The organism is Halalkalibacterium halodurans (genome assembly GCF_004376175.1).
Lineage (GTDB): Bacteria > Bacillota > Bacilli > Bacillales > Bacillaceae_D > Halalkalibacterium > Halalkalibacterium halodurans.
On record NZ_SNUY01000010.1, the window covers coordinates 12,298 to 36,787 of the forward strand.

Annotated in this window: 28 protein-coding genes and 1 riboswitch; of the genes, 21 read left to right on the top strand and 7 right to left on the bottom strand. The window is 44.8% G+C overall.

All coding sequences use genetic code 11. From position 1 onward, the window contains the following. Nucleotides 1–190: 190 nt before the first annotated feature. Complete coding sequence (locus E2L07_RS04985) at nucleotides 191–727, bottom strand: DUF309 domain-containing protein (RefSeq protein ID WP_053431417.1); 537 nt, start codon at nucleotides 725–727, stop codon at nucleotides 191–193. A gap of 148 nt (nucleotides 728–875) precedes the next feature. On the opposite strand from E2L07_RS04985, the gene E2L07_RS04990 reads away from it, so the two are divergent. Together E2L07_RS04990 and scpB are read left to right on the top strand one after the other, a co-directional pair. Then, on the top strand, nucleotides 876–1,658 hold the full coding sequence (locus E2L07_RS04990) for a segregation/condensation protein A (protein ID WP_053431416.1): 783 nt from the start codon (nucleotides 876–878) through the stop codon (nucleotides 1,656–1,658). Continuing rightward, complete coding sequence (scpB, locus tag E2L07_RS04995) at nucleotides 1,627–2,220, top strand: SMC-Scp complex subunit ScpB (RefSeq protein WP_134228993.1); 594 nt, start codon at nucleotides 1,627–1,629, stop codon at nucleotides 2,218–2,220. Before E2L07_RS04990 ends, scpB begins: the two co-directional genes overlap by 32 nt. A gap of 73 nt (nucleotides 2,221–2,293) precedes the next feature. Here the strand turns inward: scpB and E2L07_RS05000 are convergent, their stop codons facing one another. Continuing rightward, nucleotides 2,294–3,100, bottom strand: coding sequence for a DUF2935 domain-containing protein (locus E2L07_RS05000; RefSeq protein ID WP_053431415.1), 807 nt, complete (start codon nucleotides 3,098–3,100; stop codon nucleotides 2,294–2,296). A 126-nt stretch (nucleotides 3,101–3,226) separates the two neighbouring features. Between E2L07_RS05000 and E2L07_RS05005 the strand changes: the two genes are divergently transcribed. Further along, complete coding sequence (locus E2L07_RS05005) at nucleotides 3,227–4,108, top strand: superoxide dismutase (RefSeq protein WP_053431414.1); 882 nt, start codon at nucleotides 3,227–3,229, stop codon at nucleotides 4,106–4,108. Here the strand turns inward: E2L07_RS05005 and E2L07_RS05010 are convergent. The 3 genes from E2L07_RS05010 to E2L07_RS05020 form a co-directional block, all read right to left on the bottom strand. Further along, a complete protein-coding gene (locus E2L07_RS05010; protein ID WP_134228994.1) occupies nucleotides 4,105–5,685 on the bottom strand; it encodes an alkaline phosphatase family protein in 1,581 nt (526 codons plus the stop codon). The genes E2L07_RS05005 and E2L07_RS05010 overlap by 4 nt on opposite strands. Nucleotides 5,686–5,712: 27 nt before the next feature. Further along, nucleotides 5,713–6,378 (bottom strand): YetF domain-containing protein, encoded by a 666-nt coding sequence (locus tag E2L07_RS05015; protein ID WP_134228995.1) that lies wholly within the window; start codon nucleotides 6,376–6,378, stop codon nucleotides 5,713–5,715. A 116-nt stretch (nucleotides 6,379–6,494) separates the two neighbouring features. Continuing rightward, entirely contained in the window at nucleotides 6,495–6,998 is a 504-nt protein-coding gene (locus E2L07_RS05020) for a hypothetical protein (RefSeq protein WP_134228996.1), read from the bottom strand. 168 nt (nucleotides 6,999–7,166) lie between these two features. Between E2L07_RS05020 and E2L07_RS05025 the strand changes: the two genes are divergently transcribed. The 15 genes from E2L07_RS05025 (at nucleotide 7,167) to E2L07_RS05095 (ending at nucleotide 19,967) form a co-directional block, all read left to right on the top strand. Beyond that, complete coding sequence (locus E2L07_RS05025) at nucleotides 7,167–7,601, top strand: YhcN/YlaJ family sporulation lipoprotein (protein WP_233443886.1); 435 nt, start codon at nucleotides 7,167–7,169, stop codon at nucleotides 7,599–7,601. A gap of 20 nt (nucleotides 7,602–7,621) precedes the next feature. Next, nucleotides 7,622–8,101 (top strand): stage V sporulation protein AC, encoded by a 480-nt coding sequence (spoVAC, locus tag E2L07_RS05030; protein ID WP_010897731.1) that lies wholly within the window; start codon nucleotides 7,622–7,624, stop codon nucleotides 8,099–8,101. Continuing rightward, nucleotides 8,101–9,117 (top strand): stage V sporulation protein AD, encoded by a 1,017-nt coding sequence (gene spoVAD / locus E2L07_RS05035; RefSeq protein ID WP_134228997.1) that lies wholly within the window; start codon nucleotides 8,101–8,103, stop codon nucleotides 9,115–9,117. Before spoVAC ends, spoVAD begins: the two co-directional genes overlap by 1 nt. Beyond that, nucleotides 9,114–9,464, top strand: a complete 351-nt coding sequence (spoVAE, locus tag E2L07_RS05040) for a stage V sporulation protein AE (protein WP_010897733.1) — start codon at nucleotides 9,114–9,116, stop codon at nucleotides 9,462–9,464. Before spoVAD ends, spoVAE begins: the two co-directional genes overlap by 4 nt. Nucleotides 9,465–9,474: 10 nt before the next feature. Continuing rightward, complete coding sequence (locus E2L07_RS05045; RefSeq protein ID WP_134228998.1) at nucleotides 9,475–9,663, top strand: DUF1657 domain-containing protein; 189 nt, start codon at nucleotides 9,475–9,477, stop codon at nucleotides 9,661–9,663. Nucleotides 9,664–9,683: 20 nt separating this feature from the next. After that, nucleotides 9,684–10,535 (top strand): DUF421 domain-containing protein, encoded by an 852-nt coding sequence (locus E2L07_RS05050; RefSeq protein WP_053431411.1) that lies wholly within the window; start codon nucleotides 9,684–9,686, stop codon nucleotides 10,533–10,535. Between the two features lie 135 nt (nucleotides 10,536–10,670). Continuing rightward, nucleotides 10,671–11,819 carry a D-alanyl-D-alanine carboxypeptidase family protein gene (locus E2L07_RS05055; RefSeq protein WP_134228999.1) on the top strand — a complete coding sequence of 383 codons (1,149 nt, stop codon included), beginning with the start codon at nucleotides 10,671–10,673 and terminating at the stop codon, nucleotides 11,817–11,819. Further along, nucleotides 11,812–12,405: a nucleoside recognition domain-containing protein gene (locus E2L07_RS05060; RefSeq protein ID WP_010897737.1), complete on the top strand. Its 594-nt coding sequence runs from the start codon at nucleotides 11,812–11,814 to the stop codon at nucleotides 12,403–12,405. Before E2L07_RS05055 ends, E2L07_RS05060 begins: the two co-directional genes overlap by 8 nt. Continuing rightward, the gene (locus tag E2L07_RS05065; protein WP_010897738.1) at nucleotides 12,405–12,941 is read left to right on the top strand and encodes a spore maturation protein; all 537 of its coding nucleotides are present in this window, start codon (nucleotides 12,405–12,407) and stop codon (nucleotides 12,939–12,941) included. Before E2L07_RS05060 ends, E2L07_RS05065 begins: the two co-directional genes overlap by 1 nt. A 194-nt stretch (nucleotides 12,942–13,135) precedes the next feature. After that, nucleotides 13,136–13,864, top strand: a complete 729-nt coding sequence (locus E2L07_RS05070) for a pseudouridine synthase (RefSeq protein WP_010897739.1) — start codon at nucleotides 13,136–13,138, stop codon at nucleotides 13,862–13,864. Between the two features lie 88 nt (nucleotides 13,865–13,952). Then, nucleotides 13,953–14,483, top strand: a complete 531-nt coding sequence (gene resA, locus E2L07_RS05075) for a thiol-disulfide oxidoreductase ResA (protein ID WP_010897740.1) — start codon at nucleotides 13,953–13,955, stop codon at nucleotides 14,481–14,483. Nucleotides 14,484–14,505: 22 nt separating this feature from the next. Beyond that, a complete protein-coding gene (gene resB / locus E2L07_RS05080) occupies nucleotides 14,506–16,176 on the top strand; it encodes a cytochrome c biogenesis protein ResB (protein WP_010897741.1) in 1,671 nt (556 codons plus the stop codon). Continuing rightward, a complete protein-coding gene (gene ccsB, locus E2L07_RS05085) occupies nucleotides 16,173–17,372 on the top strand; it encodes a c-type cytochrome biogenesis protein CcsB (protein ID WP_010897742.1) in 1,200 nt (399 codons plus the stop codon). Before resB ends, ccsB begins: the two co-directional genes overlap by 4 nt. 94 nt (nucleotides 17,373–17,466) lie before the next feature. Continuing rightward, entirely contained in the window at nucleotides 17,467–18,183 is a 717-nt protein-coding gene (locus E2L07_RS05090; protein WP_134229000.1) for a response regulator transcription factor, read from the top strand. Next, a complete protein-coding gene (locus E2L07_RS05095) occupies nucleotides 18,183–19,967 on the top strand; it encodes an ATP-binding protein (protein ID WP_053431409.1) in 1,785 nt (594 codons plus the stop codon). The genes E2L07_RS05090 and E2L07_RS05095 overlap by 1 nt, the downstream gene beginning before the upstream one ends. A gap of 84 nt (nucleotides 19,968–20,051) precedes the next feature. Here the strand turns inward: E2L07_RS05095 and E2L07_RS05100 are convergent, their stop codons facing one another. Both E2L07_RS05100 and E2L07_RS05105 read right to left on the bottom strand, forming a co-directional pair. Next, a complete protein-coding gene (locus E2L07_RS05100; RefSeq protein WP_053431408.1) occupies nucleotides 20,052–20,483 on the bottom strand; it encodes a GNAT family N-acetyltransferase in 432 nt (143 codons plus the stop codon). Continuing rightward, entirely contained in the window at nucleotides 20,480–20,956 is a 477-nt protein-coding gene (locus tag E2L07_RS05105; protein WP_166740020.1) for a GNAT family N-acetyltransferase, read from the bottom strand. Before E2L07_RS05105 ends, E2L07_RS05100 begins: the two co-directional genes overlap by 4 nt. Before the next feature lie 104 nt (nucleotides 20,957–21,060). On the opposite strand from E2L07_RS05105, the gene E2L07_RS05110 reads away from it, so the two are divergent. The 3 genes from E2L07_RS05110 (at nucleotide 21,061) to E2L07_RS05120 (ending at nucleotide 24,489) form a co-directional block, all read left to right on the top strand. Further along, nucleotides 21,061–22,008: a DUF4349 domain-containing protein gene (locus E2L07_RS05110; RefSeq protein WP_166740021.1), complete on the top strand. Its 948-nt coding sequence runs from the start codon at nucleotides 21,061–21,063 to the stop codon at nucleotides 22,006–22,008. A gap of 64 nt (nucleotides 22,009–22,072) precedes the next feature. After that, nucleotides 22,073–22,254, top strand: a riboswitch (cobalamin riboswitch). A gap of 227 nt (nucleotides 22,255–22,481) precedes the next feature. Further along, nucleotides 22,482–23,465, top strand: coding sequence for an ABC transporter substrate-binding protein (locus E2L07_RS05115; RefSeq protein WP_010897748.1), 984 nt, complete (start codon nucleotides 22,482–22,484; stop codon nucleotides 23,463–23,465). Next, a complete protein-coding gene (locus E2L07_RS05120; protein ID WP_134229003.1) occupies nucleotides 23,428–24,489 on the top strand; it encodes a FecCD family ABC transporter permease in 1,062 nt (353 codons plus the stop codon). The genes E2L07_RS05115 and E2L07_RS05120 overlap by 38 nt, the downstream gene beginning before the upstream one ends. Nucleotide 24,490 lies beyond the last annotated feature (1 nt).

A 24,490-nucleotide genomic window follows, 5' to 3' on the forward strand; every position in this document is an offset into this window, starting at 1 on the left:
AAATAAGAGATTCTTTAGAATCGGTGAGTAAATGTGGTGCAGAAGGGAAACCAATTCGGTGGGCCTTTTAGGCCGAGGCCGGCAACAAAGGCTTTTAGCCGAAGAGCAAACCACCAGTTCACACTGGTGGTTTTGATTATGAAAGAGAAAGGGTCACAGCGCTTTATATAGACCAAGAAGGTCCCATCGTTCATCCACGAGTCTCATTTTCTTTACGCTGCTCATCTCGCAATGTTAATTGTCTTTGACGCTCGGAAATAACTTGACTCCGGTCTCGAGTGGAGTGCTTTTCGATAAGCTGTATATTCGTCAAGTCACTGTCGATACCCCAAACCCCTCCCCATTCGCGACATTTTGCTTGGGCGTACTGAAGGACATCTGGCGCTAGCGGTAGATTCATGTCGAAAAAAGGGCGTTTGCCTAATAAGTCCAGATGGTTTTGCACTAGGGCCGATAGTTTCTCTGGATCAAGGCCTAGCTCCTGTAATGGGGCATGCTCGATTGAAATGAGGCGAAGGGCGTTTTTATACATTTTTCTGGCCCCGTCTTCGTTGCCTCTCCGTTCGTGGTAGAGCCCTACAGCAATTTGGATGAGCGCCACCCAATGAGGCTTTCGCCTGCCTGGTGGGTCTTGCTTCCAACGCTCTTCTAGCACTTCATGGCATTCAAAGTAATCTCGAAATCCGTGAAAATACACAAGATATTCATGGAAGGCTTCGTCGTACATAGCTATTCACTCCACTCTATCTAAAAACTCTAACAATAGTCTAACATAGGATGTAGGCATTTTACTTCTATTTACATGAAACGAAACTCCCGTTGGATGGGAAGTTATGATATAATCCCACTAGTCCAACGAACTTAACGGTGATGAAATGAATCCATACAGTGTAAAACTTGATACGTTTGAGGGGCCTCTTGATTTACTGTTACATTTAATTAATCAAGCGGAAGTAGATATTTATGATATTCCTGTGGCGTTAATTACAGAACAATATATGGCATATATCCACACGATGCAAGAGCTTCAGCTAGATGTGGCGAGTGAATATTTGGTGATGGCCGCGACCTTGCTGCAAATCAAGAGCAAAATGTTATTGCCAAAACAGGAGGAAATTTTTGATGAGACGTTTGAGTATGAAGAGGAAGATCCGCGTGAGGAGTTAATGTTCCGGCTCATTGAGTATAGGCGCTACAAAGAAGCGGCACAAGAGCTAAAGGAAAAAGAAGGGGAGCGATCCCAAGTACATACGAGGTTACCCGACAACTTGGATGACTATTTAACAGAGGAAGAAAGACAGCGACAGTCCATTCAAGGGGTGACTCTTTTTGACATGCTTGCTGCCTATCAAAAGTTGTTGAAGCGAAGAGCGTATAGCAGACCAAGAACGAGTACGGTCAAGGTTGAAGAATATTCGATCGATGAACGGATGACGGATATTTTGATAGATTTAGAAAAGTGCAACGGGAAATGCCGGTTTCAGGATCTTTTTGTTGAAAAGGGGCGTGGCCATATGGTTGTCACATTTTTAGCAATGCTGGAATTAATGAAAACGGACGCGATCTATTGCGAGCAGAACGAAAATTTTGCCGACATTTGGATTTACCGAAGAGAGGGGAAGAATCGTGACATTGAAAGAGCTTCAAGCAGCCATTGAGGGGATCTTGTTCGTGCGGGGAGATGAGGGCGTGACGCTCGAGGAGCTTTGCGATTTGCTTGAATTAAGCACAGATGTCGTCTATGCAGCACTTGAGGAACTGCGCCTTTCCTATACGGATGAGGCGCGCGGCCTCCGAATTGAAGAGGTGGCCCATGCCTTTCGTCTTTCAACAAAACCTGAATTGGCTCCTTATTTTAAGAAGCTAGCGTTATCAACATTGCAGTCAGGGTTGTCCCAAGCCGCATTAGAAACGTTAGCGATTATCGCCTACAGGCAACCGATTACGCGAATCGAGGTTGATGAGGTCCGTGGGGTGAAATCGGAGAAAGCGATCCAAACGTTAACGTCTCGATTACTCATCAAAGAAGTCGGGCGGGCACAAGGAACGGGGCGGCCGATTTTGTACGGGACAACACCTCAATTTCTTGATCATTTCGGCTTAAAGTCATTGAAAGAACTACCGCCATTACCAGAAGATATTGATGAATCCTCCATAGGAGAGGAAGCCGATTTGTTTTTTCAACAAATGGAACAAGGAAGCTTGTTTCAAGAAGAATAAAAAGAAAAGCTGTGCTAAAGTCGAAACGAAGCGAATCCAGCGACTTAGCACAGCTTTTTGAATGTTGGTCCATCTATGTTTTCGTACGCGGCTTTGTCGGATCACAGTCTGGTGGGTGGAGCTCTGTCACTTCCGCTAGCTTCATCAAGTAGTAGCATTCTTCGCGAAACATGTGATCCGCCATTAAAGCATCCAATGTTCCAAGCAAGCGATTGGATAGCTCCATCTCTTCAAGTTCATCTAAAAAGGTCTGAAATAGAACGATTTCTAGTTGGACATCCTCGTTAAAGCGTTGTAGGGCAGGGAATTGCTCAACGTTCGCTCGTAAATAACCGGCCATTTCCACCGCTTTAATATAATATTGTTCAAACCTTACCGTAAATTCATCACTTTTTTCCTTTAACTTTTTTTCGGTTAAGTCCATCGAATTGGAAAGGCCACCTGCGTGTCCAGCAGCATCCAATAGCCAAACTAAGTGGTGATGAAGGGGATGTGTTTTAGGCGGGATTTGTTGATTTTCTAAGTATGGCAATAGACGTAAATATTCCTCTACTTCGTTCACCATATGGTTTAAAAATGTCGGGGACAGCTCGATCGTAATTTGGTTGACTAAATGCTCACGAATGAGCTGAAGCTTAAACGATCGAATCGCTCCCGCTTGCTCGTGGGCAGATGTCGTTAGTTGAAACAGCCTTTCTCCCGTTAGAGGCTGCTTGCTCTCTTCAAGCAAACGATCGAAGATATCAATAAACATTTGCGCCCGCTCGATATGATCTTCCTCTTTCACCGAAAGAGAATCGCGAATGAACCTAGCATGATCGCCCAATACTTGTAACCAGAAGCGGTGCTCAAACAAAGCAACCTTCTCATACCCTTGCATACATATGACCTCCTTTTTCTCGATTCAACGTATGAGGGAAAAGTCGAAACTATGAACCTTTTTTTCATAGGCCAAGACCTAACCACATATGGTGACATGAATGGAAGAAAAAAGGGAGGTTCTTCAATGAGCATAGAATGGGGGCAGCTACATGCATGGGTAAACCGTGTAGAGGAGGCGTGGAATCAAAACAAGGCGTTGCTCCGATCAGAAAGTGTAGACACCTTTTTATTTGAAGAAACGTTAGAACGATTGAAGGAACAACTACAAAATGATGGGGAGCCAACGGAAATTGGGGAGTTAGCGGAGCACCTGTATGAGGAGTGGGCAAGGCTTTTTAGCGAACAGACAGAGGCAGGAGGAAGTAACGGTATGCGGCGACCTGTGCCGATTGGCGGGCACCGGCTGCCACCATTACCGTATCCGTATGAAGCATTGGAGCCTTATATTGACCGAGAAATTATGCGGTTGCACCATCAGAAGCATCACCAGAGCTATGTCGATGGACTAAATAAAGCCGAGAAGGAAATGGAGAGAGCGAGACGGACGAATCATTTTCAGCTGATCAAGCATTGGGAACGGGAGGCCGCTTTTAATGGAGCGGGTCATTATTTGCATTCGATTTTTTGGGAGGTGATGTCTCCTCACGGGGGCGGGGAACCGAAGGGAGAATTGCGTCGACAAATCGAACGGGATTTCGGTAGCTTTGCCCGGTTTAAAAATCATTTTTCCCAAGCGGCTGAAAAAGTAGAGGGAGTCGGATGGGCGATTCTCGTTTGGGCACCTCGTGCTCATCGACTGGAAATTTTGCAGGCGGAGTTTCATCAAAACTTGTCACAACAAGATGCCATCCCGCTTCTCCCTCTGGATGTGTGGGAACATGCGTACTATTTACAATATAAAAATGAGCGAAAAGACTACATTGAAAATTGGTGGAATGTCGTCAACTGGGATGCTGTTGAAAAACGATACAACGCAGCTAAACAGTTACGCTGGATCCCATATTAATTTTCTTCTGTCATGAGTCTGATAATAAAATCTTTCAGATCGACCATTCGCAGGTGAGCTGGCGCCTTGTCTGTTCCTGCGATAATCATCGCGGCTTTCGTATCCTCTTCATGAATCCCTCCGTGCTCCCCTCCACCGATGTGGGCGGGAGCTCCTTCCGATTCAAAAATATAACCTGGCTTCGCCGTTAACACAAGAGTAGATGTATGGCTGTCTAACGCATGGAAGAGTTGGTTAAAGAGGTCTGGGTTTTCGCCGTACATAATCCGCTTGCAGTCATGATCGAAAAATACATCACCAATTTGTTCATTCCCCTCAATAGTCCACGTCTGTCCATACGGATCAATCCAAGAACCTCCCTTCTTAACCTTGAGCGGTTCCTTATGTTCAGGAGCTTTAATCACAAGCTCGTCGTCTTCTAAATAAGCAGCAAATTGAATTCGTAGATCCTCAAGGGCTTCGTTTGCGAGTGTATCAAAGGAATGTGCAGGTTGAAACGAATAGACGTAAACCATTCGATGGTTGTTCGCAATCACAATTTCACCGTCACTAGGAGCGTCCATTAAGGAGGCAATCTCATACTCCTCATAAAGGGTAGGAAGAGGTATGATGGCATCGCTTGCTGTAGAAGCAATTTGCGACTGTCCATGGTCGCCAATGACGATAAAAATGTTTTCTTCCAAAGCTTGCTCCCAGCTATCATAGCTATTTAAAATGTCTTGGAACGCATGATCGACTTTTTCAAAATCTTCAAGGTTCAATTGCCCATGGTCGTGAGTGGCTTGGTCAAAGTCCGGCATGAACAAAAACAAAAACTGAGGCTGTTCGTTTTTTTCAATCAGTGTACGAACGACCGCTGTACCGTAGGAATCGTTGAGCCCGTAAAGGTCGAGAAAGTGATCATCATCCAGCTCTTTAGCTTGAATGACATTCGGTTCGATGATCGTTCCAAAGGATAACAAGTCAGGTCCTTTCGTTTCAAATGGCTGTCCTTGCATCCATGTGTCAAATGGCTCAGGCAAATTCACTTTATGAGAAGTATTCCCCCTGTAAACAAGGGCATTTACGGAACCAGTTGACATTTGACTATCCTGCAAGATTTCATGGATTGTCGGTACATCTTTACTCAAATGACGGTTGTTCAAGTTGCTTAGGTCGTCAAAAAGGACTCGATTTAATCCTAATTTCATATAGGTTTCTGGTGTAGAGCCATAATCGACGAGACGATCTTCCTCCGCATGATACCAAACAAGTCCTGGAACCTTATGTTCATCTGGCAGTGATCCTGTAATAAGTGTGCTCTCAATGACAACCGACATGGAAGGGAACGGGGCAATCAGTTCGTCAAAATATGTACCGTTCTCCATTAAAAACGATAACCCTGGAATGATGCCTTCTTCTTTGGCAGCATCTAAAAGGTCTGCCGTCATCGAATCGATCATCACCATGATCACCGACTTTTCTGTTGACTGTGCAAAATCTTTTCCTTGAATTGAGGCTCCCTGCGGCTCTCGATTTTGGCAGCTTGTGACGATAAACAAACAACAGATACCAATCAAACACACTCTCCTTATCATGCTGGGCCACTCCTTTCTCTTCGTTCCTTAATAGGTTTGAATCTCCCATCCGTCTTCCGAAAGATATTCTGCATAAAGCACCGATTTATAGTTAGAAATACCTTGCTTGCGTAAAGAGTCGTTAAACGCCTCTTTTGTCATTCCCGCTTTTTCTAGGTTCTGTTCGTTTAACACACCATCGGCTACAACGACAATAGGTAATGTTTTGTAGGTTAACTGACCATTTGTCGTTTGGTAGCCTTGTTTTTTCACAACGCTAATGGAACCGTTCGGCTCAAGAATACCGTAGTGAACCTCCCGAATTGAAAACACCTCTTTTTCTCTAAGCAGCATCGCAAGTTGATCAATATCTAGCTTGCTACGTTTCAACTCGTGATACATGATCTTCCCATCGTTAATAATCAGTTTTGGTGATCCTTCTAAAAAAGGCCTTGTAATCGGAAACTTTTGTGTGATGATTTCGACTGTATAGATGAGCAAACCCCAGGCACTAATGGCATAAAGGACATAAAGGATGCCGATATCTTTGTCGTAAATGGCATTTCCTAGGAGCTCACCTAAGACGAGAGCTGAGATGAAATCAAAAGGGGTGAGTTGGTTAATCTGACTTTTTCCAAGCACTTTCATTAAAACAAGAAGAGCCCAAAAGCCAACGAAAAGCTCAACGGACAACGCTACAAAATTGGTGTTCACGATCTCACCCCTCTAAGGTGTTATGGTCAAAATGACCACGGTGTCATCAAACACCGTGGCTAATCTCTTTTAATGGAAATATGAGCGTGATTTAGTGTGCACTGCTTTACGTCGTTTTATGAGGAAGAGTTGAGATTAGAAAGAAGCTCATCGAAGATAGGGAGAATGTTTTTAGAGGCGATGACCATTTGGCCATATTCAGAATTAGGGAGATGGGGTGCTCCTCGAAACACAGATTTTATCTTACCTTTTTCTGTTAGCCAATGTTTTCTTAGGTAGGTCTCATAATGCTGCCAAAATGTTTGGATCGTGTGGACCTCTTCCTCAGTAAAAAGAAGACGAAGCTTTTTTATCGAGAACGGTAGCGCCCGTTGTGTCCGTTCAAGCGCGCGACGATGGAGCGCTTGCTCTTGCTTAGCGACAGCTGAGCGAATTTCGTACATTAAGGTCATCACATAAGCAGCTTCCTCTTGATATAGACGATGCTGGGCAAGGTCAGCCTCTTTTTCTTCAATGAGTTTTGCTTTTTGGAGAGCGATCGTCAATCGGCGTACTTTCCACATGAGAAGGAAAATGATCAGTATTTGTCCTGCACATAGCATTAGTAGAAAATAGAACATTTCCATCAACTCTTTCCATGTATTCTCCTTCTATCATATCAAGCTCTTTTGTTTTACATATATTTCAAGTAATAATCCGTTCATTTCCATTCATCCTAAATGTGAAACGAATAGATACAAAATATTGTGTGTAGAAACTGAGTTCAATGAATGATGGGGGTGAACAAAGTGAGAGTTAAACAATTGATGATCCTAACATGCCTCTGTGTGATCATTACCGGACTAGTTGCTTGCGGTCAAAGAGATCAAGTTCGACCAATGATGGTTGGGCATGATGCTGTTGCGGATCAAACTAATGCTGATCAGGCAAAGCAGGTGATTGCATCGATGGAAGAAGTAGTTAATGTAAAAGGTGTGTCTTTGGAGGACAAAATTTACGTAGCGCCACAGGTAAGGCACCGTTCCCGTTTTAATCTAGAAGGCATTCGGAAAGAAGGTTTTGAGCGGATTAAAAAACGTCACCCAGACGCAACCGTTTACTTTTCAACGGATAAAAAGATTTACATGGAGCTTGAAAAACTAGAGCAGCAGCTGCAAAAGCGAACGATTAGTAAAGGCCGTCTAAAAAAACGACTTGGAGAGCTTGAGGAATTAATGAAATGATAAAAGGAGGAAATGTACGAATGGGTGGAAACAACAAGCAATCGTTAACCCCTGAACAGCAGCAATATCAGGATCTTGCACAAAAGTATGAGCTTCAACGACCTGTTTTCAAAAATTGCATTCGAGCGTTTTTCATTGGTGGTCTCATTAGCTTGATTGGCCAATTGCTAATGACGTTTTTTATGACCTATTTTGATTTTACCGAGAAAACGGCAGGGGACCCAACGATCGCTGTATTAATTTTCCTTTCGGCCCTCTTAACAGGGTTAGGTGTATACGATCGAATGGCCCAATATGCTGGGGCGGGGACAGCAGTTCCTGTTACCGGTTTTGCGAATTCCATCGCCTCGGCAGCAATCGAGCACCGAACGGAAGGGTACGTACTCGGTGTTGGAAGTAACATGTTCAAGGTGGCGGGTTCGGTCATTGTATTCGGTACGTTTGCCGCCTTTATTATTGGCATCATTCATACGCTCGTGACGGGAGGTGTAGGACACTAATGTTAAAAGGAAGGCAAACATGGGAATTTGAAAACCGTCCCGTCATTCTTTCAAGTGCGGCAACGGCTGGTCCGTTTGAAGCGAATGGCCCATTAGCTGATGATTTCGATATTTTGTTTGAAGATATGTGGCTCGGTGAAGATTCTTTTGAAAAAGCGCAAAAAGTACTTATTGAAGAAGCGGCGAAGACGGCGATAGAAAAGGCGGGTATACAAAATGATGATATCCAATTTGTATTCGCTGGCGATTTACTTAATCAAATGACGTCGACTAGCTTTGCGTGTCGATCGCTATGCATTCCTTATTTCGGCTTGTTTGGAGCATGTTCCACTTCGATGGAAGGGTTAGCCCTAGCTGCGTTCGTGATTAATCATAGTGGAGCAAACTATGTATTGACCGGTTCAACCAGTCACAATGCAGCGATCGAGAAACAATTTCGTTATCCGACAGAATATGGAGCACAAAAGCCACCGACAACCCAATGGACAGCAACTGCAGCTGGAGTTGGAGTTGTTGCGAAGGTGGGAAGTGGACCTGTTGTAACATCAGCTACGATTGGCAAGGTTGTAGATATGGGCTTGAGCGACCCCTTTAATATGGGAGAAGCGATGGCACCAGCGGCAGCTGATACGATTGAGATGCACTTTCAGGAGCGAGGAGTCGGACCCGACTATTATGACTTAATTGCTACGGGTGACCTCGGAAAAATCGGCTTACCTATTGTTAAGGAGATGCTCGAACAAAAAGGATATTCTTTTAACGATGGGCAATTGAATGATTGTGGTTTGATGATTTACCGGGATGGACAGCCTGTTTTGGCGGGAGGTAGTGGTTCCGGTTGTTCGGCGAGTGTCACATATGGTCACTTGTTAAATCGCATGAAAAAAGGTGAGATTAACCGCATGTTAATCGTAGCAACAGGGGCGTTACTATCGCCATTGTCTTACCAACAAAATGAAACGATTCCCTGCATTGCTCACGCTGTTTCGATTGAGGCTGGAGGTGCATTGGCATGATCTTTTTATGGGCATTTATCGTTGGCGGGCTCATCTGTGTCATTGGTCAACTTTTAATGGATGTGGGAAAATTAACGCCTGCACATACGATGAGTAGTCTCGTTGTAGCAGGTGCGGTCTTAGATGGTGTCGGTTTATACGAACCGTTGATTGATTTTGCAGGAGCTGGAGCGACTGTGCCGATTACGAGCTTTGGTAACGCCCTCGTACACGGTGCCATTTCCGAGGCACAACGTAACGGAATTATTGGGGTGATTACAGGTATTTTTGAAGTGACGAGTGCCGGGATTTCTTCCGCGATCATATTCGGTTTTATCGCAGCACTATTATTTAAACCTAAAGGGTAAGGGGTTTGAGATGGAGGACACTAATGCTTCACACCGTGAATGGCTAGCGTTGCTAAAAGGGATTGATGCAACGCTAACGGGCCTTTCATTAAAAACCGATGATCATCAGGTACATGCAGATTATCATCAAGCTGCCTTGCTCACAAGACGTGTCATTCGTGAGTTGGAAACACTAGAGAGACAAGCAAACAATCGGTGAAGAACAGAGGAGGGACAGCTTTGGCTGGTTGGTTGGAAGCGTTCATACGGAGTGTTTGTTCAATCATTGTTCTTTTTTTGGTGTTCAAAGCTTATGGAAGACGGTCGTTTCAAGACGTTAGTTTATTTCAAGGAGCCATGATCATCGCATTAGCAGGAATCGCTAGTATCGGATCCTTTCTCTTGACTGTACCGTTTATGCCGTTTTTCGTTGCGCTTCTTCTTTGGAGCGCTGTGTTTTTAGGAGCGCACCGGTTGCAGGGGAAACATGGGGGCGCCCTCAAGTTTTTTGCTGGTCAACCAGAGACGGTAGTGGAAAAGGGAAAAATAAAAGAAGATGTTTTACACAAGCAAAAGCTAACAGCAGAAGACTTTATGCGAAAGCTTCGGGAAAAGAACATTTTTCAGCTTTCTGATGTGGAATGGGCGCAGCTAGAGACGAACGGCGCATTAACGGTTTTTCTCAAAGAAGGAAGATATTCTGAAGCTGCTTCAACCGGAAAACAAGGAAGGCGACAGCCACCTATGACGGTCATTCAAAATGGTCAAATCGTAGATAGCGCCTTGCAGAAACGTGGAGTCACTCGTGAATGGCTGAAAGCAGAGCTAGAAAAACAAGAGGTGTTGTTGGGCAACGTGTTTCTTGCTGAAATGGATCAAAATGGTCAGCTTTATGTCGACTTGTACAATGATGACATTACCCCTAAACCTGTAAATGAGCTACCACTGCTTCGTGAATCGATTAAAAAAGCGCAGGCCGATTTAGCCTATGCTGCATTAACAAGCACAAATCGAACGAACGCAAAGGTATATAGTAGGTGTGCGGAAACGATGCAACAAGTGGAAAACGTCGTCTCTCCATATGTCCGGTAATTTGGGTGAACCATGGGAATACGTGGTTCATCTTTTTTATGGTTACAGCACGACATTTTTGTACAAACCATTCATACCAATCCTTGCGGTGCATACACTTGTACAAATACAAATGAACAATAGGCGGGGATCAGATTGAGAAGATTTTGGTTAATCGCAATAAGTTTATTCGTCACCCTTTCCGTCGGCATTCCAGAGCGTGTTAGTGCAGAAACAACTGAACCTGCTTCCGTATCCGCACAAGCTGCCATTTTAATGGAGCAGTCAACAGGAAGAGTTCTCTATGAGAAAGACGCCCATACGTCATTACGAATTGCGAGTATTACGAAAATCATGACTGCGCTTTTAGCGATTGAGTCTGGGAAAATGGACGAGTGGGTGAAAGTCTCTTCAAATGCGGAAGGTACGGAAGGATCTTCTCTTTATTTGCGAGCAGGGGAAAAAATAAAGCTATCAGACCTCGTCTATGGTTTGATGCTACGCAGTGGGAATGATGCAGCTGTGGCGATTGCGGAACATGTAGGAGGAAGTATGGATGGTTTTGTTTATATGATGAATCAAAAAGCCGAGGAGTTAGGGATGTCGAACACCGTGTTTCAAAATCCGCACGGGCTCGATGATCATGAGGATCATTATTCTTCCGCCTATGACATGGCACTTTTGACACGCTATGCGATGAACAATGAAACGTATCAAGAAATCAGTGGAACGAAAACACATCGGGTCGATAACGGGGAGCAAATCCGTGTTTGGAAAAACAAAAATCGCTTACTGACCCAGCTTTATAAATATTCCACAGGTGGAAAAACAGGCTATACAAAGCGGGCGAAGAGAACACTTGTCTCGACTGCAAGCAAGGATGACTTAGATTTGATTGTTGTCACGTTAAATGCTCCTTCTGATTGGCATGATCATATGAATTTATTTAACTGGGCTTTTCATACTTTTGGGATGACAGAATTACTCGAGGAAGGAAAAGTAAAAGGACTGAAGGATGAGTTTTACGCTGGTCAAGTATACGCATCCCATGACGTTGTTTATCCACTAACGGAAGAGGAGAGGGAGAAGGTTCGGAAAGAAATTACCCTTTACCGCCCACCTAAGGATCGAAGGGAACCTCTCAATCTACCAAGCCCCATCGGGAAAATGTCGTTTTTTCTCGATGGACATGTGCTAACTGAAACACCTTTGTATTACAAAGGAACAGAGCCCAAGTCAAAAGGGTTCTGGTCTAAGTTTAAAGAGATCTTCTCATTAACGATCGGAGTGAGAAGCAGTGATTAACTATATTTGGGTAGGGATGCTCGTCATCGGAATCGTGTTTGCCGCAATAAACGGCACGATGGAAGAAGTGAATGAAGCGATTTTTACTGGGGCGAAGGAGGCCGTTGCCATATGCATCGGTCTCATTAGTATTCTCGTGTTTTGGCTAGGACTTATGAGAGTTGCCCAACAAGCAGGGCTGTTAAAAGGCTTGTCGCGTCTGATGCGACCTGTTGCAAAAAGGCTATTTCCTGAAGTCCCTCCTGATCATCCTGCTATGGGTTATATTTTATCCAACATGTCAGCGAACATGTTCGGTTTAGGGAACGCAGCTACACCGATGGGAATAAAAGCGATGGAGCAATTGAAGGAGCTAAATGGGGGAAAGGACTCTGCTAGCCGTTCCATGATCACTTTGCTAGCGATTAATACGGCAAGTATTACACTAATTCCGACAACTGTTATTTCGATTCGGATGAATTACGGGTCGGTGTCCCCGACGGATATCGTAGGTACGACTCTTGTAGCTACGGCGTGCTCAACGGTAGGTGCCATTGCGATTGATCGCTTCTTCTATTATCGGCGGGTACGAAAGGGGAGAGAATAATGGAATGGCTCACGACCGTGTCTATCTGGATGATTCCTGGTTTGATTGGAACGATCCTAGTTGTAGCAACGTACAAGCAGGTCCCTACGTACGAAACATTTGTGGAAGGAGCGAAGGAAGGCTTTGGCATGGCCGTTTCGATTATTCCATACTTGGTCGGCATGCTCGTTGCGATTTCTGTCTTTCGGGCTTCTGGGGCAATGGATGCGGTAATTTCTGCAATGAACCCTTTTTTAAGTGCGATTGGGGTCCCCTCTGAAGTTGTCCCACTTGCGTTCATTCGGCCGATTTCTGGAACGGGTGCGTTAGGAATGACATCTGATCTTATTGCCACCTATGGACCTGATTCATTCATCGGTCGATTGGCGGCAACGATGCAAGGAAGTACAGATACAACCTTTTATGTGCTAACCGTATATTTTGGAGCGGTTGGGATAAAAAAAATGGGTGACGCGTTAAAGGTAGGGTTATTAGCTGATGTGGTAGGGATTATTGCAGCCATTGTCGTCGTCACGATTGTTTTTGGCTCTATTTAATGGCATGATAGAAAAGCATGGCGGTTGGCCATGCTTTTTTCCTTGCAGAAAAAACGAAATGCTTTAACTTGTTCATCATACTAAAGTATGTGAACATTTCTCTTATATAATCAGCAGATGGAATGGAACGAGAATCAAGCGGTAGACTTGAAGACAAGAACGGAAGAAGCTATGATGATAAATGAGGTGTTAACATGGAACGTTTACAAAAAGTGATTGCACAGGCAGGCATTGCCTCAAGACGGAAAGCAGAACAGTTGATTTTAGAAGGGAAAGTCAAAGTCAACGGACAAGTCGTAAAAGAACTAGGGATCAAAGTAAACCCGAATCAAGATGACATCGAAGTCGAAGGGGTACCAGTTGAGAAGGAGGAACCAGTTTATTTTCTTCTTTACAAGCCGACCGGTGTCATCTCAAGCGTAAAAGATGATAAAGGACGAAAAGTGGTCACCGATTTTCTTGAAATTGAGCAGCGCGTATATCCTGTTGGTCGCCTTGACTATGATACGTCAGGCCTCCTTCTCTTGACGAATGATGGGGAATTTGCCAACTTGCTCATGCATCCGAGACATAAAATCGAAAAGGTGTATGTGGCAAAAGTGAAAGGAATCCCGACCCGAGATCAACTTAAGCTGCTCGCCAGAGGGGTGAAGCTTGAGGATGGTCCGACGGCTCCAGCTAAAGTAAAAATGCTGTCAGTGGATCGTCGAAAACAAACAGCGATCGTCAAGCTTACGATTCATGAGGGGCGAAATCGCCAAGTGCGGCGAATGTTTGAAACGATCGGTTGTGAGGTAATGAAGCTAAAACGAGAGCAGTTTGCCTTTTTAGATTTGTCGGGAATGAATCCAGGGGATGTCCGTCCACTGAAGCCAATTGAAGTCAAGCACTTACGGGAATTAGCTGTCACGAAAAAGTCATAAAGGAAAGCCAACAGTAATGTGGGACGACGTTATAATGGAAGAAGTCAATTCATTAGTCCTTATTTTGTAGCAAAGGGGAGAGACAAGGATGGATAAGCGAAAGCGATTTTGGATGCGATTGTCTATTTTAGCCGTTATTTCAGTTGCATTAGGCTACACGTTTTATTCAAACTTTTTTGCTGACCGAAGCTTAGCTCGTGCTGGTGAGCAGGCGGTTAACTTCGTTTTGGAAGATTTAGAAGGAGAGAGCATTGAGCTTCGCGAGCTAGAAGGGAAAGGGGTATTTCTGAATTTTTGGGGGACATACTGTCCGCCTTGCGAACGGGAAATGCCTCACATGGAAAAATTGTATGGAGAATATAAGGAGCAAGGTGTAGAGATTATTGCGGTGAATGCTAATGAACCAGAGCTTACGGTTCAACGCTTTGTCGACCGCTACGGACTTTCCTTTCCGATTGTGATCGATAAAGGGCTTAATGTCATCGATGCTTACGGAATTCGCCCTTTACCGACAACGATCTTAATTAACGAACATGGCGAAATCGTCAAAGTTCACACAGGTGGCATGACGGAACAAATGGTGGAGGAGTTCATGGAACTCATTAAACCTGAAGCTTAGAAAGACAATTGAGGTGTCCGACATGAATAAAGTAAAATGTGAATGCGGCCACGTAAACCCATTTGGGACGGTTCTCTGTGAATCATGCGGAAAGCCCGTGGAAGAAAATGATGATCAAAAAGGGCTTTTGAACATGCGCTACGAAGGGGTGGCGCGCCGTTCACAAACCTACACGACTACTTTTATCGATAAAATTTGGATGTTCTTCTCATCGGTAAAGGTCGGGATTTGGATCATCGTGTTAACGTTAGTCGCATCCATATTCGGGACGATTTTCCCGCAGGAAATGTACATTCCATCGAACGTCAGACCAGAAACACACTACGCGGAAGAGTATGGCGTTTTAGGGCAGATTTATTATCAATTAGGCTTTCATAATTTATACGGATCATGGTGGTACATGGCGCTTATTGCGGCCCTTGGTGTATCACTGATCATCTGTAGCCTTGACCGGGTCGTCCCTCTTTATCGGGCGTTAAAGACGCAACGTGTTACGCGACATGAAAACTTTTTAAAGCGGCAACGTTTGTTCGGCACATCAAACGTTAACAATGTGGATGGCGTGCTTGAAACGGTGAAGGCTCGGCTTGAGGAGAAAAAGTACAAAGTTCGCGAAGAAAACGGCAATCTACTAGCGGAAAAAGGGCGCTTCTCCCGGTGGGGTCCTTACGTGAACCATATTGGCTTGATCATCTTTTTAATGGGCTGTATGTTTCGTTTCTTCCCCGGGATGTATGTGGATGAAAACATGTGGATTCGCGAAGGTGAAGTAATGGTCGTGCCAGGAACGAACAGTAAGTATTACCTTGGCAATGAGAGCTTTACGCTAGAGTTGTATGATGAGGAGGACGAGCTGTTTGCTGAAGCGATTGAGCGGGCAGGCGGGGCAGTTGCAAAAAACTATGAAACCGAAGCTGTGTTATATGAACGGGACCCAGGAGCAACGGTTGGTGCAACAAGTGAGCTGCAAGAGGTGGCGCGCCACAACATCCGCGTAAATGACCCGTTGTCATATGAGGGCTTATCCATCTATCAAATCGATTATAAGCTTCATGAATTTAGCGTCATGAGCTTTACGTTAAACAAGAAAGAAACAGGAGAGTCATTAGGTCAAATTGATGTCGATTTGAATAATCCTGAAGATGAGTACGACCTTGGCAACGGAGCGAAAGTGATCCTTCGTGAGTATTTTCCGGACTATGAGTTAAATGAGCAAAACGTACCATCTACACGATCGCGTGTTCCTGATAATCCAGGGTTTATTTTTGAAATGATTACGCCGGAAACGCCAGAAGGTGAAATAAGCTTTGTCGCCGTTCAGCAAAATTTAGAGCCGTTAGGTGAAAATCAGTATGAGATGAAATTTGCTGACCTTGAAACGACTCACGTAACGGGGTTGACTGTACGAAAAGACTATACGCTTCCGTTCCTTTTCGTTGGGGGCTTCATTTTTATGGTCGGTTTGATCCAAGGCTCTTATTGGGCTCATCGCCGCGTGTGGTTGCAACGAGTAAACGGTGAAGTTTGGATCGCAGGTCACACGAATAAAAATTGGTCGTCCCTTCATAAGGAAATTGATGAAGCGATTGCGGAGACAGGATTAGGGTCCCCGTCTGATCAATTGGAAGAAAAGGAAAAGAACTCTGAACGAGAAAAGAAATTGGGAAAGGATAAAGGAGGAACAAACGAATGACGGCAGCACTGAGTAGTAACTTCCTGTTAGTTGCCTTCTTCCTCTATCTTGCAGCGACTATTTTTTATGCCGTGTCAATCATGGGTAAAAAATGGCGCAATAAAGAAGGAGAAATGAAGGGGAACCGTTGGGGCACCTTCGGGTATTATTCCGCTATCATCGCGTTGCTATTTGCCCTCGGTTATTTTATCACGCGCTGGATGGTGGCTGGTTTTGCGCCAGTGAGTAACATGTTTGAATATGTAACGTTCTTTGGCATCTGTATCGGCCTCGCCTTTGTTATTATTAATGCCATCTATCGTTCTAACATATTAGGGTTGTTCACGATGCCGACCGTGATGCTCATGATTGCATACGCTTCGGTTTTTCCGAGCGAGGTTGCCCCTCTTATTCCGGCGTTGCAAAGCAACTGGCTTGCACTCCATGTAACGACGGTCGCATTAGGACAAGGGATACTAGCGGTTAGCTTTGCTTCGGGCCTTGTTTATTTAATTCGGACGATTGATTATTCCATCCAAAGCTGGAAGACGTTTTGGTTAGAATTTATTCTTTATAGTGTCATTACTGTCGTCGGATTTATATTAATTACGTATACATTCCAGGCGATGAACTATGAGGCGAAATTTAATTATGTGAATGAAAATGATGTCGAAGCGACAATGGAATATCATTTGCCACCGATCGTAGGTCCTCATGAAGGACAGCTCATTTCGGAAACGGGAAATCAACCGCTCGTTAATATGCCTGCTTGGATTAAGAGCGATCAGTTGAATACGGTCATTTGGTCATTCCTCGTAGGACTTGTTCTCTATCTCTTACTTTATCTCGTTTTCCGAAAGCCGGTCGGAGCCATTCTCCAACCAATTGTGAAGCGAGTCAGTCCACAGCTCGTAGATGAGATTAGTTATCGAGCGATTGCGATTGGGTTTCCTGTCTTTACGCTCGGAGGACTAATCTTTGCGATGATCTGGGCGCAAATTGCTTGGACGCGTTTCTGGGGTTGGGACCCGAAGGAAGTATGGGCATTAATTACGTTTTTGTTCTATGCAGCCTACTTGCATTTACGTTTGTCAAAAGGTTGGCATGGAGAGCGTTCCGCTTGGTTGTGTGTTATCGGATTCGCGATCATTATGTTTAACTTAGTGTTTGTCAATCTTGTCATTGCAGGCCTGCACTCTTACGCAGGAGGCATGTAAAGGCGACCCCCGCAAACAATGGCGGGGGTTTTTTCAAAAAGGTATGTTACACTATTTGTAAAGTTGCTTAACTGTTGATGGGGAGGTTTGTTTGATGGAAAAAGAAGCAAAAATTTTAGTCGTTGATGATGAAGGTCGTATTCGTAACTTATTGAAAATGTACCTTGAACGAGAAGCCTATGATGTGGAAGAGGCATCAGACGGAAAGGAAGCGCTCGAAAAAGCGCTTGCATTCGATTATGATGTCATTTTACTTGACCTGATGATGCCTGAAATGGATGGAATTGAAGTGTGTCAAAAGCTTCGCAAACAAAAAGCAACGCCGATCATTATGCTTACAGCAAAAGGAGAAGAAGCCAACCGCGTTCAAGGGTTTGAAGTCGGAACGGATGACTATATTGTGAAGCCATTCAGTCCGCGTGAGGTGGTCCTACGTGTAAAAGCGTTATTGCGTCGCTCGTCTTCAACGAAGTTTTTACAGACGGATACGCAAGCGAAAGATGTGCTCGTTTTTCCGCATTTATCTATCGACAATGATGCGCACCGGGTGACGGTGGCTGATCAAGAAATTAATTTAACACCGAAAGAATACGAGCTTCTCTATTATTTAGCCCAGTCACCAGATAAAGTCTTTTCAAGGGAGCAGCTATTGAAAGATGTATGGAACTATGACTTCTTTGGGGATTTGCGCACCGTCGATACGCATATTAAACGACTGCGTGAGAAATTAAACCGAGTGTCCCCACAGGCGGCCAGTATGATTTCGACTGTTTGGGGAGTGGGCTACAAATTTGAGGTCGTGAAAGAGTAATGCTTTGGCGCAGCGTCGTCGGAAAGTTATGGTTTACGATTATTTTGCTCGTGTCCTTCGTTCTAACAGTGTTGATGGTCATGCTGCTTCAGTTTTTTGAGCGTTTTCATGTGAATGAAGCTGAGTCTCAGCTCCTTAACCATGCGAACATGATCGCCACGATTTACGAAGAATACGATGATCGGGTAACTGCTCGAATGACAATTACTGAATATGCCAATGCGTTTGAAAAAAAAGTGGTGATCATCGAAGACAGAGCGAATTACTGGAGCACTGGGGAAGCAGGTCTTGTGAATTTGCCCCTCGAAGTCTTTGTCGAGCATCCGATGTTGGCACAAGTTTTTCAAGGGGAGCGGGCGGTCGTGACCGAAGATGATTTTTCCGAATTTTACCGCGGTGATTCTGATACTGGAATGATGATCGTCGGCATCCCCCTACATTTGGACGATGGTAATGATGCTGTGTTTTTATATCAACCACTTGCCACGATTGAAGAAACGTCAGCGGAAACGAAACGGATTGTCTATTTCTCCGCGGGAATTGCCATCGTGCTTACAACGGTATTTGCTTTTTTCCTATCTAGTCGAATTACCTCGCCACTTCGAAAGATGAGACAAGTGGCATTGGAAGTTGCCCAAGGGAAATTCAATACGAAGGTTCCAATTTTAACCCATGATGAAATTGGTCAACTCGCGATCGCTTTTAACCGAATGCGGCGGGAGTTGAATCGAAATGTGACGGAGTTGAATCAGGAAAAAGAGCAGCTCTCCCGAATTTTGAGCAGCATGGCCGACGGTGTGATTACCCTTGACAAGCGTGGGAAGGTGATGGTAACCAATCCTCCGGCTGAGCGATTTATTCAAGCATGGCATTACGAACAAGGATTAGTTCCTTCTGAGAAAAATGAGCTGCCACAAGCGATCCATCAACTTTATCAGCAAGTGGTTGCCTTGGAATCGGAGCAGATGACGGAATTAGATGTTCAAGGGCGAAGTTGGGCGATTCTTATGACGCCTCTCTACGATAACTCTTACGTCCGTGGAGCGGTGGCCGTTATTCGCGACATGACAGAGGAGCGTCGTCATGATAAGCTGCGAAAGGATTTTATCGCCAATGTATCCCATGAGCTGCGAACACCGATTTCCATGCTTCAAGGCTATAGTGAAGCAATCATTGATGACATCGCCGGGACGGATCAAGAAAAAAAAGAGTTAGCGAAAATCATTTACGATGAATCGCTACGCATGGGGCGCCTTGTTAATGAATTGCTCGATTTGGCAAGAATGGAAGCAGGCCACATCGATTTAAATTATGAAGAGATTGAAGTGAAAACGTTCTGTGAACGGATCACAAGAAAGTTCCAAGGACTTGCGAAAGAACAACAACTAACCCTTGATTTCATCTATCGAGGGGATGAAGGGAAACGGATCCAGGTCGACCCAGACAGGCTCGAACAAGTTCTCACCAATCTTCTATCTAACGCGATACGGCATACCGACCCAGGCGGTACGGTGCAACTCGCGTGTCATGTGATGGAAAACGGTATGAAAATTGACGTAACGGATACAGGAACAGGAATACCGGAAGAAGATTTACCGTACGTATTCGAGCGGTTTTATAAGGCGGACAAAGCACGGACGAGAGGAAGAAGTGGGACTGGGCTTGGACTTGCCATTGTCAAAAATATTGTTGATGCCCATAGTGGAGAAATTAGTGTCCACAGCAAACAACAAGAAGGGACAACCTTTACAGCCTTTTTCCCGAATGCTCGTACCATTTTGTAGAATCGACAGGAATAATCTTGTTCCATAAGAAACATTGAAGCTGACAAACGCCTCTCTCATGCGTAGGTCAGCTTCTTTTTCCCCCTATAATCGTTTTTTGAAAACATAGCTCACTTTATCGTAAGCGCCTTTTTCCATATAAAACCGATGGGCCTCGGTTCGGCTAACATTGGATGACAGGGAAATGGCTTCGTATCCTTTTGTTTTGGCCCATGCTTCCACATGAGCCAGTAACATGAGCCCGTATCCGTTTGATCGATGGTGTTCATCTGTGACAAGGTCAGTTACCCAAATGCTTTTTCCGTTATAAAGCGTTGTTTGTGGCATAAAGCCAATGACAGCACAGAGGGTGTCTTCCACCTCCAAGGCAAACATTCGATAGCCTTCGTTTTTTGTCGCTTCATGGACAAGTTCTAAGTAACTAGCTTCGGTTAAATGAGGACGAAGCTGACGGATGAGGGGGAAAGCCTCAAGCCATTCTTGTTCGACTATTAATGATCGAATCAAGCTTCTCATCTCCCTCCTAGTTTATACTCCATCGTGATTACGTTAAGTCTTGCACCATCCGATCTTTCCATCATTTCTTCCTTTGTGTTCGCAAAGCCTAACGAATCGTAGAAAGCCACATTTTGCCCCATGTCCGCTCTCACTTTACAAACAACCGTTGCACACTTTTGTTCCTTCGCAAGTGTCATGAGATGGTCTATGAGCCGGCGGGCAATTCCTTGGTTTCGGGCTTCTGGTATAACGGAAAGTCGGAAGAAATAAAGCTGTTTATCATGAACCACAAACTTTACCATCCCTACACATTTATCGTTATGCTTATAAAGGAGGACTTGGGTGCCTGATGTTAATTCCTGTTCGATATCGGACACCGCTTCTCGTAAGGCAGTGGTCGGTGGGGTGGCGTAACGATATTCGTCAAACGCTTGATGAAGCACGGAATGAATCTCTTTTGCATCTTTCTTTTCAGCGTGCACGATGGTCATGACTCTCTCTCCTTTTTTCATTCAATGTAACATGTTTGTAAAAAGGATGGAACCCTTTTCCTGAATGATTCGTTTCACAATAAAAAGAGGGGGTCATGACGAAAATGAAAAAAATTGTAGGGAGCCTCATCGGTGTTATGCTTCTATTATTCATCGTAGGTTGCAGCAATACGGAGCAAATGGAAATGTTTGATGCGGGGAATATGGAGGGTGTCGATATGAATGTAGCTACCGATTATTCGGTCTCAGAGGAAGGAATGGAGGAAGAAGCTGCACTTGAAAAGGTAGAATTAGATACGGAAATTGAAACGGAGGAAAGAGGAAGTGCTGTTCCAGAGGGAATGGAACGAATGATCATTTACACTGGAGACATGGAGGTAGAGGTAGAGTCGTATGATGAGGCAGAGCAGCAGCTTACGTCGACTGCTCAATCTCTCGGTGGATTTATTGTGGAATCGTCTAAAAATGAACATGAAGACGGTCATACGTCTGGTTATCTTGTGGCGCGAGTCCCACAAGAGCGGTTAGATGATTTTGTTCAAGAAGTGAAAGAAACGAGTCTTACCATTCATTATCAACAATTAAGCGGTAGTGATGTGACGGAGGAATATGTTGATTTAGAAGCGAGGCTTAAGTCAAAGCGAGTGATGGAAGAACGATTAATCACGTTTTTGGAAGAAGCCGATTCAACGGAAAACTTATTAAAAGTTTCCAATGATCTTGGGAAAGTTCAGGAGGAGATTGAACAGCTCGTCGGTCGGATGAACTATTTAGAGGATCGTGTCCGATATGCTTCCATGACCATTTCCATAAGAGATCGTGGGATCGAAGTAGGAAGCTTACAAGGACAAAACACGTTAAACACGTGGGCAAACGCAAAGAAACTATTTATGGATACGACAAATGGAATCATCGCCTTTTTCTCTGGGCTTGTCGTTTTGCTAATTGGGTTTTCGCCGATTTTATTTCCACTCGTCGTCATTGCAGTTGTCATGATCATTCTCGTTCGCCGAAAGAAAAAAATGTCTACACCGCCTGTTCACGAAGAGTAGATTTTTGCAAAAACGCTGTTCTTTTGCGTTATTTTTTGTATAATAAAGACGACTTATCAATGAATCGTATATCGCGCTGAAGGGTCGTTCAATGTTTGAGCGTGAAAAGGGAAGTCGGTGAAAATCCGACACGGTCCCGCCACTGTAAATGGGAGAGGCTTGCAAGATCCACTGTCTAGCGACGGGAAGGGGGGCAAGTACTCGATGAACATAAGTCAGGAGACCTGCCTTTCAGTTTGAGTGTGTAGCCTTCGAGGAAAAGGTGAAGCAGTTCATTTGATTTCATGGAGATAGCATGGGATCTAGACTGGTTTTGCAAAAACACTCTGAAGGGAGTGTTTTTCTTTTTCACTTACGAAAGTTTAACTTCCATTAAGGTTAGGCGACAAGCCAAGTTTTCTATGCTAGTGGCCCACCACCTTCAGCGACGAGCGCCATTGATTAGTACGATAGAGAAAAGAGGGGATCAGTAGATGAAGTCGAATGTACGGTTATGGCTTCTGGCCTTGCTCTTGACGCTAGGTCTAGTGGCGTGTGGCACAACCACGGACGAGCCTGAAGCTCCAGCGGATGACCAAGGAACAGATGTAGTAGAGGAAGAAGCGGGTGGGGAATTCCCACGGACGATTACAGATTCATTAGGAAATGAAGTAACGATTGAAGAAGAGCCAGAACGAGTCGTCTCGTTAATTCCGAGCATTACCGAAACATTATTTGCGATCGATAAAGGGGACACCGTTGTCGGCCGCACTGATTTTGACAACTATCCGGAAGAAGTTGAGGATATTCAGAGCGTCGGCGGTATGGAGTTCGACGTAGAACAAGTGCTAGCACTCGAGCCCGATCTTGTCCTTAGCCACGGATCAGGTGCCCATTCATCCGAAGGCGGTTTAAACCAACTTCGGGAAGCGGGAGTTACGGTCGTTGTCGTTCATGATGCGTCTAGCATTGATGAAGTGTACGACTCGATAGCGATGATTGGTGAAGCAACAGGTGCTGATGAGCAAGCAGCTACCGTCATTAGCGACATGAAGGAAGGCTTTGCTGCACTAGCTGAAAAGGCTGAGGCGATCACAGACGAAGAGCGTGCAAACGTTTGGGTTGAAGTTTCTCCTGAGCCTGAAATCTATACAACAGGGAAAGGGACCTTCTTAGATGAAATGCTCACATTGATCAACGCGGACAATGCCGCGGGAGATGTGGAAGGTTGGGTTCAGTTCTCAGAGGAAGAGGCGGTTGCCTTCCAACCGGATGTGATCATAACAACATATGGCTATTACGTTGAAGATCCAGAGAAACAAGTGATGGCGCGTGACGGCTGGCAGAGCGTGCCTGCAGTAGAGAACGAGCGAGTGTACGATGTTCATTCAGACGAAGTGACTCGCTCAGGACCACGACTTGTACAAGGGGCAGAGAAGCTTGCGGAACTCATTTATCCAGACGTTTTTGCGGAATAATTTGCTTTTCGTGTATGGAGCGAGCGCAATCTTTTTGTTCGTCGCCATCATCATTAGCATTGGAAAGGGAAGTGTGGAGCTTCCCTTTTTCACCATTTTGGCGATTATTGGACAATACGTCTTTCATTTGCCTGTAGACAGTGGAGTCGACCAAACAATGGTGAGCATTGTAGTCAACATTCGCTTACCGCGTGTATTGCTCGCTGTTTTTGTCGGCGCGAGCCTCGCACTTGCAGGGGCGGCTTTTCAAGGGTTGTTAAAAAATCCATTAGCTGATCCGTATACACTCGGCGTTTCGTCAGGCTCAGCACTAGGAGCCGTCTTTGTCCTGTTTTTTGCCGTTCAATTGCCGGTTCTCGGCTTTTTTACGCTACCGGTCGTTGCGATTATTACAGGATTTTCCACCTTGTTTCTCGTGATTATGTTCGCAAGGCTCGTTCAGCGCTCCATGTCAGCAGAGACGATTATTTTAGCTGGAATCATATTTAGCTCGTTTTTAGGGGCACTCATTTCGCTCATGATTGCGTTGACAGGAGAGGAATTGCGACAAATTATCGGTTGGCTCTTAGGCAGTGTGTCGATGCGGGGCTGGGACTATGTAAAATTGCTCGTCCCTTGTTTTTGTTTTGGGGCCCTTTTGTTAATGGTTAATCGCAAGGAACTAAACGCCCTTGCCTTTGGAGAGGAAACAGCCAAACATTTAGGGGTAAACGTCAAAAGGCGTAAATATATGATCCTGATCTCGGCTTCTATTTTAACGGGATCAGCTGTTGCTGTCTCAGGCACAATCGGCTTTGTCGGCTTGGTTATTCCTCATATCACCCGATTAGTAGCTGGACCCGACCACCGCCACTTATTACCTTTATCAATGATGATCGGTGCTGGATTTCTTACCTTAACGGATTTATTCGCACGGACAGTCATTGCACCGACCGAACTACCCATTGGTGTGATCACTGCGATCGTCGGCGCACCTGTCTTCGGATTATTGCTTATCAGACAGCGAAAAAAACTGCTCTCGTAAG